This window comes from Streptomyces sp. HSS9-12 (assembly GCF_054963655.1).
Genome location: NZ_JBUEGC010000001.1, coordinates 43,427 through 58,938 on the forward strand (window position 1 = coordinate 43,427; position 15,512 = coordinate 58,938).

General features: G+C 70.6%; 13 protein-coding genes, 1 tRNA gene and 1 pseudogene. 10 read left to right on the forward strand and 5 right to left on the reverse strand.

Annotation, left to right across the window (positions count from 1 at the left end; genetic code table 11):
- Positions 1-419: 419 nt before the first annotated feature.
- Positions 420-1,068, forward strand: a pseudogene (locus tag ACY34J_RS00260) (transposase); the annotation flags it as partial.
- Between the two features lie 451 nt (positions 1,069-1,519).
- Here ACY34J_RS00260 and ACY34J_RS00265 read toward each other — a convergent pair.
- Both ACY34J_RS00265 and ACY34J_RS00270 read right to left on the reverse strand, forming a co-directional pair.
- Positions 1,520-1,606, reverse strand: a tRNA-Ser gene (locus tag ACY34J_RS00265).
- 72 nt (positions 1,607-1,678) lie between these two features.
- On the reverse strand, positions 1,679-3,301 hold the full coding sequence (locus tag ACY34J_RS00270; RefSeq protein ID WP_462724210.1) for a S1C family serine protease: 1,623 nt from the start codon (positions 3,299-3,301) through the stop codon (positions 1,679-1,681).
- A 278-nt stretch (positions 3,302-3,579) separates the two neighbouring features.
- Here ACY34J_RS00270 and ACY34J_RS00275 point away from each other — a divergent pair, with 278 nt between their 5' ends.
- The 3 genes from ACY34J_RS00275 to ACY34J_RS00285 all read left to right on the forward strand — a co-directional run bounded on the left by ACY34J_RS00275 (position 3,580) and on the right by ACY34J_RS00285 (position 6,336).
- The gene (locus ACY34J_RS00275) at positions 3,580-4,410 is read left to right on the forward strand and encodes a glycerophosphodiester phosphodiesterase family protein (protein WP_462724211.1); all 831 of its coding nucleotides are present in this window, start codon (positions 3,580-3,582) and stop codon (positions 4,408-4,410) included.
- A gap of 52 nt (positions 4,411-4,462) precedes the next feature.
- Positions 4,463-5,065 carry an ATP-binding protein gene (locus ACY34J_RS00280; RefSeq protein ID WP_462724363.1) on the forward strand — a complete coding sequence of 201 codons (603 nt, stop codon included), beginning with the start codon at positions 4,463-4,465 and terminating at the stop codon, positions 5,063-5,065.
- Between the two features lie 272 nt (positions 5,066-5,337).
- Positions 5,338-6,336: a DUF5926 family protein gene (locus ACY34J_RS00285; RefSeq protein WP_462724212.1), complete on the forward strand. Its 999-nt coding sequence runs from the start codon at positions 5,338-5,340 to the stop codon at positions 6,334-6,336.
- Positions 6,337-6,613: 277 nt separating this feature from the next.
- Here the strand turns inward: ACY34J_RS00285 and ACY34J_RS00290 are convergent, their stop codons facing one another.
- Together ACY34J_RS00290 and ACY34J_RS00295 are read right to left on the reverse strand one after the other, a co-directional pair.
- Positions 6,614-7,213 carry a hypothetical protein gene (locus ACY34J_RS00290; RefSeq protein ID WP_462724213.1) on the reverse strand — a complete coding sequence of 200 codons (600 nt, stop codon included), beginning with the start codon at positions 7,211-7,213 and terminating at the stop codon, positions 6,614-6,616.
- 238 nt (positions 7,214-7,451) lie between these two features.
- The gene (locus ACY34J_RS00295) at positions 7,452-8,132 is read right to left on the reverse strand and encodes a bifunctional DNA primase/polymerase (RefSeq protein WP_462724214.1); all 681 of its coding nucleotides are present in this window, start codon (positions 8,130-8,132) and stop codon (positions 7,452-7,454) included.
- 702 nt (positions 8,133-8,834) lie between these two features.
- On the opposite strand from ACY34J_RS00295, the gene ACY34J_RS00300 reads away from it, so the two are divergent.
- Positions 8,835-10,277 carry a PP2C family protein-serine/threonine phosphatase gene (locus tag ACY34J_RS00300; RefSeq protein WP_462724215.1) on the forward strand — a complete coding sequence of 481 codons (1,443 nt, stop codon included), beginning with the start codon at positions 8,835-8,837 and terminating at the stop codon, positions 10,275-10,277.
- A gap of 52 nt (positions 10,278-10,329) precedes the next feature.
- Positions 10,330-11,817 (forward strand): aminopeptidase P family protein, encoded by a 1,488-nt coding sequence (locus tag ACY34J_RS00305; protein ID WP_462724216.1) that lies wholly within the window; start codon positions 10,330-10,332, stop codon positions 11,815-11,817.
- A 60-nt stretch (positions 11,818-11,877) separates the two neighbouring features.
- Here ACY34J_RS00305 and ACY34J_RS00310 read toward each other — a convergent pair whose 3' ends face one another.
- Positions 11,878-12,372, reverse strand: a complete 495-nt coding sequence (locus ACY34J_RS00310; protein ID WP_462724217.1) for an ATP-binding protein — start codon at positions 12,370-12,372, stop codon at positions 11,878-11,880.
- 192 nt (positions 12,373-12,564) lie between these two features.
- Between ACY34J_RS00310 and ACY34J_RS00315 the strand changes: the two genes are divergently transcribed.
- The 4 genes from ACY34J_RS00315 to ACY34J_RS00330 all read left to right on the forward strand — a co-directional run bounded on the left by ACY34J_RS00315 (position 12,565) and on the right by ACY34J_RS00330 (position 15,504).
- Positions 12,565-13,407, forward strand: coding sequence for a hypothetical protein (locus tag ACY34J_RS00315; protein WP_462724218.1), 843 nt, complete (start codon positions 12,565-12,567; stop codon positions 13,405-13,407).
- 161 nt (positions 13,408-13,568) lie between these two features.
- Positions 13,569-14,315 (forward strand): YcnI family copper-binding membrane protein, encoded by a 747-nt coding sequence (locus tag ACY34J_RS00320; protein WP_462724219.1) that lies wholly within the window; start codon positions 13,569-13,571, stop codon positions 14,313-14,315.
- A gap of 89 nt (positions 14,316-14,404) precedes the next feature.
- Positions 14,405-15,052, forward strand: a complete 648-nt coding sequence (locus tag ACY34J_RS00325; protein ID WP_462724220.1) for an SCO family protein — start codon at positions 14,405-14,407, stop codon at positions 15,050-15,052.
- Entirely contained in the window at positions 15,049-15,504 is a 456-nt protein-coding gene (locus tag ACY34J_RS00330; protein ID WP_462724221.1) for a copper chaperone PCu(A)C, read from the forward strand. Before ACY34J_RS00325 ends, ACY34J_RS00330 begins: the two co-directional genes overlap by 4 nt.
- Positions 15,505-15,512 lie beyond the last annotated feature (8 nt).

A 15,512-nucleotide genomic window follows, 5' to 3' on the forward strand; every position in this document is an offset into this window, starting at 1 on the left:
AGACTCCCAGGGGCGAGGGTGGAGCGTGCTGCCACGATGGGCATGTATGTGTGCGGCTATTTCTTATCAGGATCGGTCGATCCCTGCGATGGAAAGCTGTCCGCCCGCTCATTCGGTTGCCGACCTCTCGCGCTGCGGTCAAGGGCTTCGCGCATTGGGCGATCAGGATCTGGCGACCCTGAGGTGGGGTGCGGAATTATCGCCACTTTCGAACCCAGGTGAGCCAAGGTTGCTCCTGCGGAACTGCGGGTGGTGATCTTCCGGGTGAAGGGGAAGAAAGGGGTTGCGTCCAGCGGAGTGGTGTGTGTACGGGTTCCACCTGATCCGGGAGTTTGCTCCGGCGTCGGGGCGAGGCCCGTATAGACGAACGGCCACCGGCTGATCTTCGAGATGTCTAAGCCTCGAAGGAGATCAGCACGATGACCGCACCAGACAGTCTGCCCCTGCACGCTCTCGCCGAAGACAACCTCGCCGCGGCGAGACCCGATCTGCTGCGCGCGATGATCAAAACGTTCGCCGACGCGCTCATGTCCACGGAGGCGGACGCGCTCTGCGGCGCCGAGTACGGGCAGGTCAGCGACGAGAGAGTCAACCACCGAAACGGCTACCGCCCACGCGAGTGGGACACCCGCGCCGGCACCGTCGAACTCGCCATCCCCAAGCTGCGGCAGGACAGTTACTTTCCCCACTGGCTCCTCGAACGCCGCCGCCGGGCCGAGCAGGCCCTCATCTCGGTGGTGGCCACCGCAAGGGCCTTACACGTTCGTCTGGGTGGATGCGCTGACCCAGAAGGTCCGCGAGGGCGGCCGCATCATCAACGTCCACGCGCTGATCGCGGTCGGCGTCAACGCCGACGGCCACCGAGAGATCCTCGGCCTGGACGTGGCCACCGCCGAGGACGGTGCCGGCTGGCTCGCCTTCCTGCCCTCACTGATCGCCCGCGGCCTGTCCGACGTCCAGCTCCTCGTCTCCGACGCCCACGCCGGCCTGGTCGACGCGATCGGCGCGGTGCTGCCCGGCGCCTCCTGGCAGCGATGCCGCACCCACTACGCCCGCAACCTGCTCTCCTAGGTCCCGAAGTCGGCTCAGCCCTGGGTGGCCACGCTGCTGCGGACCGCCGAGCAGAACGACGAGTGGACCGAGCCCGCCGCTACATGAGCCGCGAACTGCTGGCCAAGGCCCGCCTCCACCCGATCGAGTCAGAAACCGACGACACCGCCCTGCCCACCGAACTCACCGCATAGCCTCAAAACGAGATCACCGAGTGGCCGTCAATACACCACTCTCCTGCGGACGTGACCTGGTCCGGACCGCCTCAGGATTGACAACCCAAGCGCCGCCAGACAATCGCCTGACATGCGACTTCCTGTCCCGAGCGGGTTGCATCTTGGTCCACGCCTGGTCCACAAACACTGATCAGCGACGTGACAGAGGCGGATCAAGGTGAGACAGGCCCAACAGAAGAGGGGTGCCCCAAAACCGGGGCACCCCTTCTGGCCAGCGGCTTCGCTGACCTCGGCGGAGGGTGTGGGATTTGAACCCACGGTGGTGTCGCCACCACGACGGTTTTCAAGACCGTTCCCTTAGGCCGCTCGGGCAACCCTCCCCGCGTCGTCGGCCGGCAACGACGCGCGCAGGTCAGCCTAACCGGTCCCGGCACCCGCGCGGGGAGGAAGGGTCAGCTGTCGCCCTTGCGCTGGCCGAGGGTGACCTCCACCGTAGACTGCTTGCCGCCGCGCTTGAACGTCAGCTGCACCTTGTCGCCCGGCTTGTGCGTCCAGATCTCGCTGATCAGCGTCGGCCCGCTGTCGATCACCGTGTTGTCCAGCTTGGTGATCACATCGCCCGGCCGGAGCCCCGCCTTGGCGGCCGGACCGCCCGGGGTGACCGGGTCGCTGCCACCGCTGCCGCTGTCGGAGATCCGCGCGCCGTTGCCCTGCTGCCGCATGTCCACCTGGACACCGATCACCGGGTAGACCGGCTGGCCGGTCCTGATCAGCGTCTCGGCGACCCGCTTCGCCTGGTTGATCGGGATCGCGAAGCCGAGGCCGATGCTGCCGGCCTGCGTGGACTCGCCGCCGAAGCCGCCGCCGCCTCCCGCCGACTGGATGGCGGAGTTGATGCCGATCACCGCGCCCTGCGCGTTGAGCAGCGGACCGCCCGAGTTCCCCGGGTTGATCGAGGCGTCGGTCTGGATGGCGCTCATGTACGAGGCATTGCTGCTGCCGCCGTCACTGGAGGCGACAGGGCGGTTCTTCGCACTGACGATGCCGGTGGTGACGGTGCCCGACAGACCGAACGGCGCACCGATCGCGATCGTCGAGTCACCCACCGCTACACCCTTGTCCGAGTTACCGAGCGGCAGGGGGTCGAGCTTGGCATCGGAGGGGTTGTGGAGCTTGATCACGGCCACGTCGTAGCCCTTTGCCCGGCCGATCACCTCCGCGGCGTACTTCTTGCCGTCGGAGAAGGTCGCCGTCAGCCGGCCGCCGTCGGCAGCCGGGGCCACCACGTGGTTGTTGGTGAGGATGTGGCCCTGCTTGTCGTAGACGAAGCCGGTGCCAGTGCCGCCCTCACCCGTGGCGCCCTGCGCCTCGATGGTGACCACGCTCGGCAGAGCCCGTTGCGCTATTCCCGCGACCGACTTGGGCGAGCGGTTGAGCACCTCGGAGCCGCCGGCGGAGGAGATCGTGGTGGAGCCGGCGCTGTCCTGCTGCTCGGCGGCCCAGTAGCCGACTCCGCCGCCGACGCCGCCCGCGATCAGCGCTGCGGCGAGCAGGGCAGCGACCAGCCCGCCGGACCGCCCGCGCGGGGCGCCGGAGGGCGGCGGCGGTACGGAACCCCCGCCCCAGGTGCCACCGGGCGGGGCGGGAGGCGGCCACGCCGCGCCGCCGGACGCAGACCCGGCGGACGGACCGCCGGGCGAACCGGCTCCGGGCGCGTGGTGCGGCGGCGGGGGAACCGAGCCGCCGGACCCGCCCGGCTGCTCGGCCGACGCCCCAGCGGAGGCACGGACGGCCGGAAGCTGAGCGGTCTGCTCCGCGCCCCGGGCGCCAGGGGCCGCAGGCGCGGGCAGGGTGTAGTCGGAGTCCGCAGCGGCGCGCGCAGCCGACGGCGCGCCCCCCGCGAGCGCGGGTCGCGCCGCGGACGGCACCCGCGGCGCCGGCGATGTGAGCTGCTGCCGCTCCGCGGAACCTGCGGTCGGCGTGCCGGACGCGGGCGCGGGGACGCCCGGCGCTCCGGGCGCCGACGGCGGCCCCGCCACAGGCGGAACGGCAGCGCCCTCGTTCTCGGTGCTCACAGCATTCTCCTCAGGTGCACGACGGTGTTGAATCACGGTCCACGTGTGCCAGTGTCTGCCGTCAGCCTTTCCCACCCGACGTCAGACCACCGTAAGCGGTGACGGTGGCACGGACCGCCATTCTTTATTTTGGACATAACGGATATATCCGCAGGGGCACCCCGCCCGTCCGCGGGGTCGTCCCCAGGGCCCGCACAAAAAACCGTACGAGACCCGTACGAGAGACCGTACGAGAAGACGACGAGCGGCGCGCCGCCCGGCGGTGGCACCATAACGCGGTGACCTATGCGCATCCGGCCCACGACCTCCGTCCACAGCCGAACTCGATCACCGTGGTCGCGCACCGCGGCGCCTCCGAGGACGCTCCGGAGCACACCCTGGCCGCGTACCGCAAGGCCATCGAGGACGGCGCGGACGCCCTGGAGTGCGACGTGCGGCTCACCGCCGACGGTCACCTCGTCTGCGTGCACGACCGGCGGGTCGACCGGACCTCCAACGGCCGGGGTGCGGTGTCCGCCCTCGAGCTCGCGGATCTCGCCGCCCTCGACTTCGGATCCTGGAAGGACCTCGAGGAGGCGCCGGAGTGGGACGAGTCCACTTCCCGGGAACTGACCTCCGTACTGACTCTCGAGCGGCTCCTCGAACTCGTCGTCGACGCCGGCCGCCGGGTGGAGCTGGCCATCGAGACCAAGCACCCCACCCGCTGGGCCGGCCAGGTCGAGGAGCGGCTGCTGGAGCTGCTGCGCCGCTTCGGCCTCGACGCCCCCCGCGACGAGCCCTCCACCGTGCGCGTGATGAGCTTCTCGGCGCGCTCCTTGAACCGCGTACGCCTCGGGGCCCCGGACATTCCGACGGTCTATCTCATGCAGTTCCTCTCACCGCGGTTCCGCGACGGGCGGCTGCCGCCGGGCACCCGGATCGCCGGGCCGAGCATCCGGATCCTGCGCAGCCACCCCGAGTACGTCGCCCGTGCCCACCGGGCCGGAAATCAGGTGCATGTGTGGACCGTTGACTCGCCGGCGGATGTGAAGCTGTGCGCCCGCCTCGGTGTCGACGCCCTGATCACCAACCGCCCCAAACAGGTACTGTCCCAACTCGGCCGCCCATAGCCGCCTTACTGGGAGTGCTCCGGCGCGTTCGATGCGTATTCGAGCCTTACGAGTGCGCCACCGGATCGCAGTTGGCCGGTTTCCGGTCCAGTTCGCGGGGGCATCCATCCCGTGGCGTGGGGCGAAGGAGGTCTCGGGGGTGGCGTTGGTGGTGGCACAGGAGGTGCCGACGTCGTCGATCATGGCCGTGCCCCATGGTCCAGCAGGCGTGGGTCAGGCACGGCGCCGTATGCGCGAGGGACTGCGCTTGAGCGGTGTGGCCGATGCGGTCGTTGAGGACGCGGTGCTGATCCTCTCCGAGCTGCTCAGCAACGCCTGTCGGCATGGCCGCCCGCTGAACACAGCCGCCGGCGGCGAGCCCGAGTCCGTCCGTGCCGCCTGGCGCGTGGACGAGTACGGACGGCTGACCGTCGAAGTGACGGACGGTGGCGGGCCGACCCGACCACTTCCGGCCACTCCCTCGGTGACCGCGCGCGGCGGCCGCGGCCTCAACATCATCACGGCTCTTGCCCAGGACTGGGGCGTGAGAGACGACGCGGCCGGTGAGGTCACCGTGTGGGCCGTACTTCCGGCCAGGGCGTCGCACAACGGTTTCTCTCCGCGCGTGGGCGTCCCGATGCTGGATGTCGCCGATCTCTTCGACGACCTGCCGTAGGCGCGGCGACGTGCCGCACACCACGAGCCGCCGCGGGACGTACGACCCCGCTGCCACCTCCCGCGAGCCCGTACGACCCCGCTGCCACCTCCCGCGGGACGTACGACCCCGCTGCCACCTCCCGCGAGCCGTACGACCCCCTGTGGCCCCATCTCCTGCGGCAGGACCGGGACCTGCCGTGGCGCCGCCCTCCCGTAGCCGGGCCCGTGACGGGCTAGGCTCAGCGGCCAAGAACAACCGCCGCAAACCCGCACCCGGGAGAAACCCACGCCATGGCCAAGAAGCGCCTTCAGACAAAGGCCGGTAAGACGCCCACCGCCCAGGCCAATCGTGGAACCGGCGGCGGAGCTGACATGGAGTACCCGGTCGTCGGAGCACGTGAGCCCTGCCCCTGCGGATCGGGCCGCCGCTACAAGGCCTGTCACGGCCGCGCCGCCGCGCAGGCCATCACCGAACTCGTGCGGCGCCCCTTCCAGGGGCTGCCCGGCGAGTGCGACTGGGTCGCCCTGCGTGAGCTGGTCCCCGCCGCGACCGTGGAGCTCACCCTCAAGGACGGGCTGCCGGAGGGAGTTCCGTCCGTCACCCTGGCGACCGTGCTGCCGATGGCCTGGCCCGCACTGCGGCGTGACAACGGCGCCGTACTCCTCGGCCTGCAGAACGACACCACCTCCGGTGACATCAGCCGCGATCTGGCGGATGTGCTGAGCCGGGCTCTGGAGGCCGCCCCGGGCACGCCTGTTGACGCCGCCCAGCGGGTTCCGGCCGGCGGCCCACGACTGCAGGATCTGCTCGACCTCGAGGCTCCGTTCGTCCCGGTCGTCCACGACGGTTTCGAGTTCTGGCTCGAGGACGTGGCGAACGCCACCCCGGAGGTCACCGCCTCTCTTGAGCGCGCGAACGAGGCCGCGGTCCCGACCGTCCGGCTCACCGGTGTCGAGGCCGCGTACTGGTGCGAGACCCCGGAGAAGAACCACCTGCGCTGGGTGATGCCGCATCCGGAGGAGAAGCTGCTCGACGCCCTGGCCCGGCTGCACGCGGCGGGCGCCTCCTCGCTGGGTGAAGGCACCCGCCTGATCGGTTCGTTCCGGGCGCACGGCCTCGTGGTGCCGGTGTGGGACCTGCCGAGTGCGATGCGCGCCGAAGAGGTGGAGAAGCCGGCGGCGGAGTTCGGGGAGCGGCTTGCCGAGGCGCTTGCCGGCCAGGCTCCGCTGACCGCGGAGGAGCGACGGGCACGCGGTGGGCTCACCAACCGCCAGGTGACCCTCAGCTGAGCCACACGCCCTTCGGCCGTCAGGCGACGGATCGGAGAGCGTCGGCGCAGGCGGCCCCGGGAATGGCCCACCAACCGGCTGCGGACGACGGGAGTTGTGACTCCTGTCACAACTGCCCCTACTGAACCGTCAATCGGCAGGACAGGCCGTCCGGAATCCCACGATCGAATTTGCGAAAGCCCAATCTCTTGTTACCGTTCTAGAAGCCCGGTCGCTGGTGCATCCCCCGTCGCCAGCGACCGGGCGTTTCCATGTCCGCGCGAGTGCCGGGCCCGGACTAACTTGCCGTCGGGGAAGCCGAGTTGCTTCCCGAGCGCAACAGCAGGCGCTCCGAGTCCGCCGATGCGATCTCTGCCACCGCCCCGTACAAGGCCCGTTCCACAACGGAGGCTCCACCCGGCGCACGCGGCGTCTCGCACACCCCCGGTGCGTTCTCTGCCTCCAGCACGCAGTTCACCTGTACTGTGCGGCCGTTCGGTCGCATCAAGGTCAGGACGGCGCGCAGCGTGCGTCCGGTCGCGTTCCGGTAGTAGGTACGTGCCCAGCTCTCGCTGCCCTCGGCCAGGACGCAGGTCTGTGCCTCGACGCCCTCGGGGGACGAGAGTTCGGGCCCGCAGGCGGCGGTCCTGCGCAACCGCTCGACGGCATCGGAGAGGCCGAGGCTCGACAGCAGACCCGTGCGGCGTGGGGTGTTGCCGGACGGAGCGGCAAGCGGCTCGGAGGCCGCGCCACCGCCGGCCTGCTGACCGCCCCTGACACCAGGCATTGCCGGACCCGCCACCGCGGCGGCCAGCGGCAGCGAGACGGCCAGGACCACGGCGCCGGCAAGCGCGGCCAGACGAACGGTTGACGCGCGCGGATTCGACACCGGCTCCATGGGCCCCACCTGCAACTCGCTGAGAACGCTTGACGAACAGGCCGAACATATCGGGCACAACGGAGTACCCCGGACACACCGCCGACGTTTTCCCGGACAACCCGGACACGTCACACTCGTACGAGTGACACACGACAGTCGACGGGTGCCAGACCGCGGTGGGCGCTCCCCGATGGGGATGCCGAGCAACTCGTTTCAGGCCATGTCGGGTCAGGCAGTACGGCCCAGCGCGTACAGATCAGTAGGCGAGCCGGCTGCCGCCGCCCGGTGCACTGGTGCTCGCCTCGACGAGTGCGTCCACGACCGCCTCGACATCCGGCAGCCACGGCGCGGCCGACCCCGGCAGCGGCACCCGCTCCCAGCGCACCCGGCCCGCACCGGTCTGCGACGGCGGCAGCACCAGATACCCGCCCTGGCTGTGGAAGCGCAGCGAACTGGGCACCCAGTCCTGCCGGTACAGCAGCTCGCCCAGCACCTCCAGGGAGTACGGCGCCACCAGGATCGACCAGCGGGTGGGGGTCGCCACGACCGGTCCGAGCCGGACGCCCATCCGGTCGAGTTCGGCCAGCGCCCGCGCCCCCGCCACAGCGGGCAGGCTCAGTGCGCAGGGGGCGCGGCCGCCGGTGGCGAGCACGATCGGGGCGGTGGGGCGGTTCTCCCACCACCAGCGCACCATGCGGGCGTCCGTGGTCGCCGCGAGGAGCTCGGGGTCGAACGGGTGGGCGCCGGGCACCACGCAGTCGGGGTGCAGACAGCCGCAGCCGCCGGCCCCACTGCCGCCCGTCAGTAGCCCCACGCCCGGGAGTACCGGCCACTGCCACTCGGTGGCGCAGGTGAGCGCCGCTCCGAGCAAAGCGGAACTCCCACCGCGCTTGCGCCTGAGCAGGAGCCTGCGTCGCCTTCCAGGGATCTCGCGCATGAGCGCTCGTTCCTTTCCGTTAACAACGCCGTGGGCTGTGTCCATGGGAACTGCATGGCAGTACGTAGCGGTGTTCGAGCTGGTTCAGTTCGTTCACACCACGTGGATCACTCGTCGCTGCTCGTACAAGGCAGCGCATCACGTCACCGGCCGAGCGTGGAACATGGCGAGGGGTGGCGGTCGCATGGCGCTTTCCGTCCCGTTGCCCCCCGGACGCTGATGCGGGGAGCCCCACTCGCCACTCGGGTGTGGGGCGCGACCGTCGACGTCTAGGACGCTCGAGGCCGCCGCTGGGTTCCGGGGCGCCCCCAACAGCCCCTGCCCTTCACCGAGTACGTACCCACGACAGTCGGTATGACGCGTTGTTCGACAGCCTCAGTCGACCGTAATTGGACAACGCAAGGGCGATTTTCCAGCCAACTTCGAATCACCTCAGACACCAACAAGCCCGTCTACACAGTGCTGGACACACTGCACGGCTGCGTGTAGATGTGGAGGCATTGATAGCGGCGCAGCATGACATGGGGGTTTTCCAATGCTGTTGCGACAAATGTTCCGGTTGGTCGGCCGCACCACTTCACTCGACAACGTGCAGCATTTTATGGCAAATGGCACATCTATCAGGGGTGTTCACCTCGGATTCCGCGAGCCGCCGACCAGATGCGAAAGCCGTCGGCCATGAGCGCCCAGCGTCTTCCAAAAGTGGCTGGAATCGACCCTACCCTTGCTGCGCCCGCGCATACTCCCGCCCCAACTCATCCGGATACCCCTTCCGGAGCCACCGCGCACGCCGTCGGCACCGGCCCGGCTGCAGTCCCCCACGATGTTCGCCCCCTCGATCAACTCGCCGTCCAGGACCGCCTCGCGGGCTGGATCTCCGACCTCACCACCCTCCACGAGCTGACCGAACGGCTCGCCCGGACCGCCTCCCTCGATGACGCCCTGCACGAGCTGCTGCACGCCGGTGCGGCCCTCGTCGGAGCCCGCCGCGGCCTGATCGTCCTCGAACCCGCGGACGGTGGCGGCCCGGACACCACCATCGGCCTCGGCCTCGGCCGCGCCGACATCGGCACCATCGAGACCGTCCCGCGCAGCGCGGCCTACGGCCGGATCCTGGACGGGCTTCCCGACGACCCCCGCGGCAGCGGCTGGGGCGCGGGCAGCGGCAGCAGCGACGCGGTCGCCCACCCCGACCTGCTCCACGAGCCCGGCATCGACCCCCGCCAGCGCGAAGTCGCCGCCCGCCTCGGCTACGCCGCCAGCTATGCCCTCCCGCTCGCCACCGACGCCGCGGGCCGCCTCGGCGCGGCCATCTGGCTCTACGACGAGCCCACCGAGCCCGTCGAGCGCCAGCGCCACCTCATCGGGCTCTACACCCGCTACGCCACCGAGCACCTCGCACGCCACCTCGAACTGTCCCGGGCCCGCACGGCCGTCGCCACCATCCGTGACGAGCTGCTGCCCAGCCGGCTGCCGCGCGTACCCGGGGTCCGCCTCGCCGTACGGCATCGCACCGGCGCGCACGGCGGCGGCGACTGGTACGACGCCCTACCGCTGCCGGAAGGCGGCCTCGGCCTCGCCGTCGGCACCGTCACCGGCTCCGGCCCGAGCACGCTCGCCGCCATGGGGCGGCTGCGGGCGTCCCTGCGGGCGTACGCCGTGATGGAGGGCGAGGATCCGGTCGCCGTGCTCTCCGACCTGGAGCTGCTGCTGCGGCTGACCGAACCCGCGCGCTCGGCGACGGCCCTGTTCGCGTACTGCGAGCCCGCGCTGCGGCGGATCGTGCTGGCCGGGGCCGGGCACTCCCCGCCGCTGATCATCGGCGACCACCGCACCGAGTACGTGGAGACCTCGCTGTCCGCGCCGCTGGGCATGCTCTCCTGCTGGGAGGCGCCCAGCGTCGAGATCGAGCCGCAGCCCGGCGAGACCCTGCTGCTGTACAGCGATGGGCTGCTGCACCGCACCGGAGACCCGATGGACCGCGCGTTCGCCCGGCTGCACGCCGCCGCGGCCGGTGTGCCCGCCTCCGTACGCCATCACCCCGACGCCCTCGCCGACCATGTGCTGCAAACGCTCCTGCCGGACCGCCCGGACCCGGGCGGCAGTCAGCGGGACATTGTGCTTCTTGCGGCCCATTTCTGCTGAATCGCGAGTGTTGCGTCGGACGCGCTCCGGACGCCTTCCCTTCGCACATACGATGGGCTGGGTCCACTTCGAGGAGGATGTCGTGACCGAGCAGCCCGCGCCCGCGAACCCCGAAGGCGACGAGCCGATCAAGCAGCGGAAGAACGGCCTCTACCCGGCCATCTCCGACGAGCTTGCCGCCAACATGCAGACCGGTTGGGCCGACACCGAGCTCCGGGATCTGCAGCCCATCGAGCAGGCCGCGCACACCGCCCGCCGGCGCGCCGCGCTGTCCGCCCGGTTCCCCGGCGAGCGCCTGGTGATCCCCGCGGGCAACCCGAAGACCCGCTCGAACGACACCGAGTACAGCTTCCGCGCCGCGACGGAGTACGTGCACCTGGCCGGTGACCAGACGCCGGACGGTGTGCTCGTCCTGGAGCCCCGCGACGGAGGCCATGACGCGGTCCTCTACCTGCTCCCGCGCTCCAACCGCGAGAACGGCGAGTTCTGGCTGGACGGGGCGCAGGGCGAGCTGTGGGTCGGCCGTCGGCACAGCCTCGCCGAGGCCGAGCAGCTGCTCGGGCTGCCCTGCAAGGACGTCCGCAAGGCCGCCGACGAGCTGGTGGGCCTGGACGGCCCGGTCCGTATCGTCCGCGGGCACGACGCCGCCCTCGAGGAGGCCCTCGCCGAGCAGCTGGACGAGGACCGCGACGAGGAGCTGCGCGTCTTCCTCAGCGAGCTGCGGCTGGTGAAGGACGAGTTCGAGATCGGCGAGCTGCAGAAGGCGGTGGACTCCACCGTCCGCGGCTTCGAGGACGTGGTGAAGGTCCTCGACAAGGCCCAGGCGACGTCCGAGCGCTACATCGAGGGCACCTTCTTCCTGCGCGCTCGCGTGGAGGGCAACGACATCGGCTACGGCTCCATCTGCGCCGCCGGACCGCACGCCACCACCCTGCACTGGGTGCGCAACGACGGCCCGGTCCGCCCGGGCGAGCTGCTGCTCCTCGACGCCGGTGTGGAGACCCACAGCCTCTATACCGCCGACGTGACCCGCACCCTGCCGATCAACGGCCGCTTCAGCGCGCTCCAGCGCAAGATCTACGACGCGGTGTACGAGGCTCAGCAGGCGGGCATCGCGGCGGTCCGGCCAGGCGCGAAGTACCGCGACTTCCACGATGCCGCGCAGCGCGTGCTCGCCGAGAAGCTGGTGGAGTGGGGTCTGCTCGAGGGCCCGGTGGAGCGGGTCCTGGATCTGGGCCTGCAGCGCCGGTGGACCCTGCACGGCACCGGCCACATGCTCGGCCTGGACGTGCACGACTGCGCGGTGGCGCGCACCGAGACCTACGTCGACGGGGTCCTGGAGCCCGGCATGGTGCTGACGGTCGAGCCGGGCCTGTACTTCCAGGCGGACGACCTGACGGTGCCCGAGGAGTACCGCGGCATCGGCGTCCGGATCGAGGACGACATCCTCGTCACCGAGGACGGCAACCGGAACCTCTCGGCCGCGCTGCCCCGCGCCGCCGACGAGGTCGAGGCGTGGATGGCCCGCCTCAAGGGCTGACGCCGGGGAATTGCGTGACGCGGTTGGTGGCCGGGCCCTCGGGGCCTGGCCACCACCATGTCAGGACGCCTTCAGCAGGGCGCCCTCACGCCACTTGAGGATCTTGTCGAAGCTCACGACAGCGCCGCGCTCCGGGCTGTTGCGGACGTGGACGCGGTCGGTGAGCGCCTCGATCAGAAAGAGGCCACGACCGGATTCAGCCGTGGCGGGGTCCGTATGAGCCTGTGTGTGCGCCGTTGCTGCGGAGAGCGGCCGCACAGTCCTGCGGCGTGCTGATCGCCCCGCGGGGAAGCCCGGCCCCGAATCGGTGACCTCGATACGGCACACCTCGGCGTCGAGGTACGCGGTCACCCGGTAGGCCTCGGACAAAGCGTCGTTCGCCGTGTCCCCACCGTGCTCGACCGCGTTCGCACACGCTTCGGTGAGCGCAAGGGACATCTCGTGGGAGATGTCCGGGTCGACGCCTGCGGTCTCCATGGTGCCGAGCAGAAGCCGCCGGGCGAGCGGGACGCTCGCCGCCTCACGCCGCAAGTGGAGGGACCACCAGATGCTCATGCTCCAGCCTCCTGGCTGCGGCTCGACATACCGATACGTATTGCCACACCCGCCGTTGCGTAAGCGTGTGCCCAATGTGACTCCGCTCATTCGGCGGACGCGCGTTCCGGCCGCATCGGTGTATGGCGGTGATGCACGAGTTTGCCCCCTGGCGCGGGATACGGAACGACGCAGTGGGATGATGGCGCCGTCATGTCTGTCCCCGCCCAGCGCGCCGGCGCCGGTTTGCGACTGCTGAGGGCCGCGGTGTTCGCCGCGGTCTGCGTCGCGCTGTCCGCGGCCGGGCACGTCCTCGGCTCTTGTGCGGGCGTGCCGCTGTGGACGCTGGGCGCGGGCTTCCTCACCGCGCTCGCGGCCGCCGCGCCGCTGGCGGGCCGGGAGCGCTCGCTGCCGGGGATCGCGACAGGCCTGGCGCTCGGACAGCTGACCCTGCACGCGCTCTTCGTGCTCGGACAGCAGGCCGCGGGCACGACCGTGCGGCCTGGTGGCCAGCCGTCGCCAGGCAAGCTGATCGCACTCGCAGCACGGCTGGTGTGCGGCGGCGACGGCGGCCCCGTGCGGCTGAGCGCCGCCGAGGCGCACCGGATCCTCAGCGTGGCCCGCATCGACCCGAGTGCGGCCGGGGCGGCCGGCCACGCGGCCCACGCCGCAGGAGTCCACGGGGGCGGTACGTACGGGGCGGCCGGCATGCCGTCCTCGCCCTGGTTCGCCGACACGGTGCTGCCCTCGCTGCCGATGTTCCTCGGCCATCTGCTCGCCGCGGTCGTGATCGGTCTGGTGCTGCGCCGCGGTGAGGCCGCGGTGTTCCGGCTCGTACAGCTGTCGGCGCGGGATTGTGCACCGGGGGCGCTCGTACGGCCCCTGCGGGCCGCTTTCGCGCTCGTCCGCGCCCTGCGCGCCGGGCTGCCTGGGGCGCTCGTGTCCATGGCGCGCGCGCCCCGCGCGCATGGGCGCGGGAAGGCCGGGCCGCAGGCTCTGGTGCTGGAGCACATCGTCATCCGGCGGGGACCGCCGCGCTACGACCTCGCGGCCTAGACGCGGCAGCCTCCTCACCGCACGTCTTCACGGGACGACGTCACGGGACGACGTCACCGGACCTCGGAACGGATCGGGAGTCGCCGCGCCGCTTGCCGTACGCGCGCCACCCTTTTCTTCCGATTTCTTCCGACTCACGTATCCGTGGAGTGTCCGCAACCATGAACATCTCTCGTGTCTCTCGCATGTCCCTCGCCGGCGGTGTTGCCGCCGGCACCGTCCTGCTTCTCGCCGGCCCGGCCTTCGCCCACGTCACCGTCCAGCCCGGCGATGCCCCGAAGGGCGGCTGGAGCACCATCTCCTTCAAGGTCCCGAACGAGCGCGACAACGCCTCCACGGTGAAGCTCGAGGTCACCCTCCCGACCGACCACCCACTGGCCTCGGTCATGCCGCAGCCGGTGCCGGGCTGGGACGTGAAGGTCAGCAAGTCCAAGCTCGACAAGCCGATCGAGATGCACGGCGAAAAGATCAACGAGGCGGTCACCAAGGTGACCTGGACCGCCACCGACGGCAAGATCAAGCCGGGCACCTTCCAGCAGTTCCCGCTCTCCGTCGGCCCGCTGCCCGAGGACGCCGATCAGCTCGTCTTCAAGGCCCTCCAGACGTACGACAACAAGGAGGTCGTGCGCTGGATCGAGGCCCCCAAGGCAGACGGTCAGGAGCCGGAGAACCCGGCGCCCGTCCTCAAGCTGAGCGAAGCCACCGAGGGCGAGGGCGCAGATGGCCACAGCGACGGCACCTCGGGCGACGGCGAGCACGGCGACAAGGGCGCCGAGTCCCACGACAGTGAGCAGGCCGCGGCTGAAGGCAGTGACACCACCGCGCGCGTGCTCGGTGTCGCCGGCATCGCCGTCGGCGCCGCCGGCGTCGTCTTCGGCGTGCTCGCCGGCCGCCGCCGCTCCGCCTGACCCGGGCCGGCCCGTACCTCCGCCCGCCCTCGCACGGGGGCGGGCGGACGGGAAACCCAGCGAAACAGAACCCTCCGGGACGTCCTTCCATGCGCAAGACCACTGTGCTCGCCGCGGCGTTCGCCGCGGCCGCCGTACTCACCCTCGCCGCCTGCGACAGCGGTGACGACGCCAAGCCCGCCATCGGCACCTCCGCGACCGCGGCGAACAAGGCCTCGACGACGCTCGACCAGCCCTTCGCCAAGCCGCACCTGGTCCTCACCGACACCGCCGGCAAGAGTTATGACCTGGTCAAGGAGACCAAGGGCCACCCGACCCTGATCTACTTCGGCTACACCCACTGCCCCGACATCTGCCCCCTGACGATGAGCAACCTCGACATCGCCATGCGGAAGCTGACCAAGGCCGAGCAGCGGGACCTGCGGGTCGTCTTCATCACCACCGACCCCGAGCGGGACACCCCCAAGGAGCTCGGCAGCTGGCTGGGCGCCCAGAACAAGTCCTTCATCGGGCTCACCGGCGACTTCGACACCATCCAGGCCGGTGCCCGCCGGCTCGGCATCTTCCTCGAAAAGCCGAAGAAGCAGAAGGACGGCACCTGGGCCTCCACCCACAGCACCCAGGTCCTGGCCTTCTCCCCCAAGGACGACAAGGCGCACGTCCTGTACGACAAGGACGCCACCGCCGACGAGTACGCAAAAGACCTCCCGAAGATCATCAAGGGACAGACTCCGTGAACCGCCGCACCCGTACCCTCACCGCCGCCACCCTGGCGCTCACGACCGGGCTCGCGCTGCTCACCGGCTGCTCCTCGGGCTCCGGCCGCCCCGAGCTGAAGGCAGCGGGCGCGTACGTACCGCAGCCCCTGACGGGCGACATGGCCAGTGGCTATCTGGTCATCACCAACAACGGGGAGACCGCGGACAAACTGACGTCGGTCACCAGTGACATCTCCGACGACGTCACGATGCACGAGACCGTCGGCAATGCGATGCGGCCGGTGCGGTCCCTGGACATCCCCGCGCACGGCACGCTCAAACTCGCCCGCGGCGGCAACCACCTGATGTTCATGAAGCTCAAGCACAAGCCGGTCAGAGGCGAAAAGGTGTCCCTGCGCCTGCACTTCGCCACATCCGCCCCCATCACGCTGGACGCCCCCGTCGAGGCGACCAGCTACACCCCGAAGTAGTGAGGGAC

What these genes read in the sequence shown, in the direction of transcription:
- ACY34J_RS00285 (WP_462724212.1), top strand. Translation starts at nt 5,338, where the DNA reads ATGGCCAAGAAGCGCCTTCAGACAAAGGCCGGTAAGACGCCCACCGCC.
- ACY34J_RS00290 (WP_462724213.1), bottom strand. Translation starts at nt 7,213, where the DNA reads ATGGAGCCGGTGTCGAATCCGCGCGCGTCAACCGTTCGTCTGGCCGCG.
- ACY34J_RS00295 (WP_462724214.1), bottom strand. Translation starts at nt 8,132, where the DNA reads ATGCGCGAGATCCCTGGAAGGCGACGCAGGCTCCTGCTCAGGCGCAAG.
- ACY34J_RS00305 (WP_462724216.1), top strand. Translation starts at nt 10,330, where the DNA reads ATGGGCTGGGTCCACTTCGAGGAGGATGTCGTGACCGAGCAGCCCGCG.
- ACY34J_RS00310 (WP_462724217.1), bottom strand. Translation starts at nt 12,372, where the DNA reads ATGAGCATCTGGTGGTCCCTCCACTTGCGGCGTGAGGCGGCGAGCGTC.
- ACY34J_RS00315 (WP_462724218.1), top strand. Translation starts at nt 12,565, where the DNA reads ATGTCTGTCCCCGCCCAGCGCGCCGGCGCCGGTTTGCGACTGCTGAGG.
- ACY34J_RS00320 (WP_462724219.1), top strand. Translation starts at nt 13,569, where the DNA reads ATGAACATCTCTCGTGTCTCTCGCATGTCCCTCGCCGGCGGTGTTGCC.
- ACY34J_RS00325 (WP_462724220.1), top strand. Translation starts at nt 14,405, where the DNA reads ATGCGCAAGACCACTGTGCTCGCCGCGGCGTTCGCCGCGGCCGCCGTA.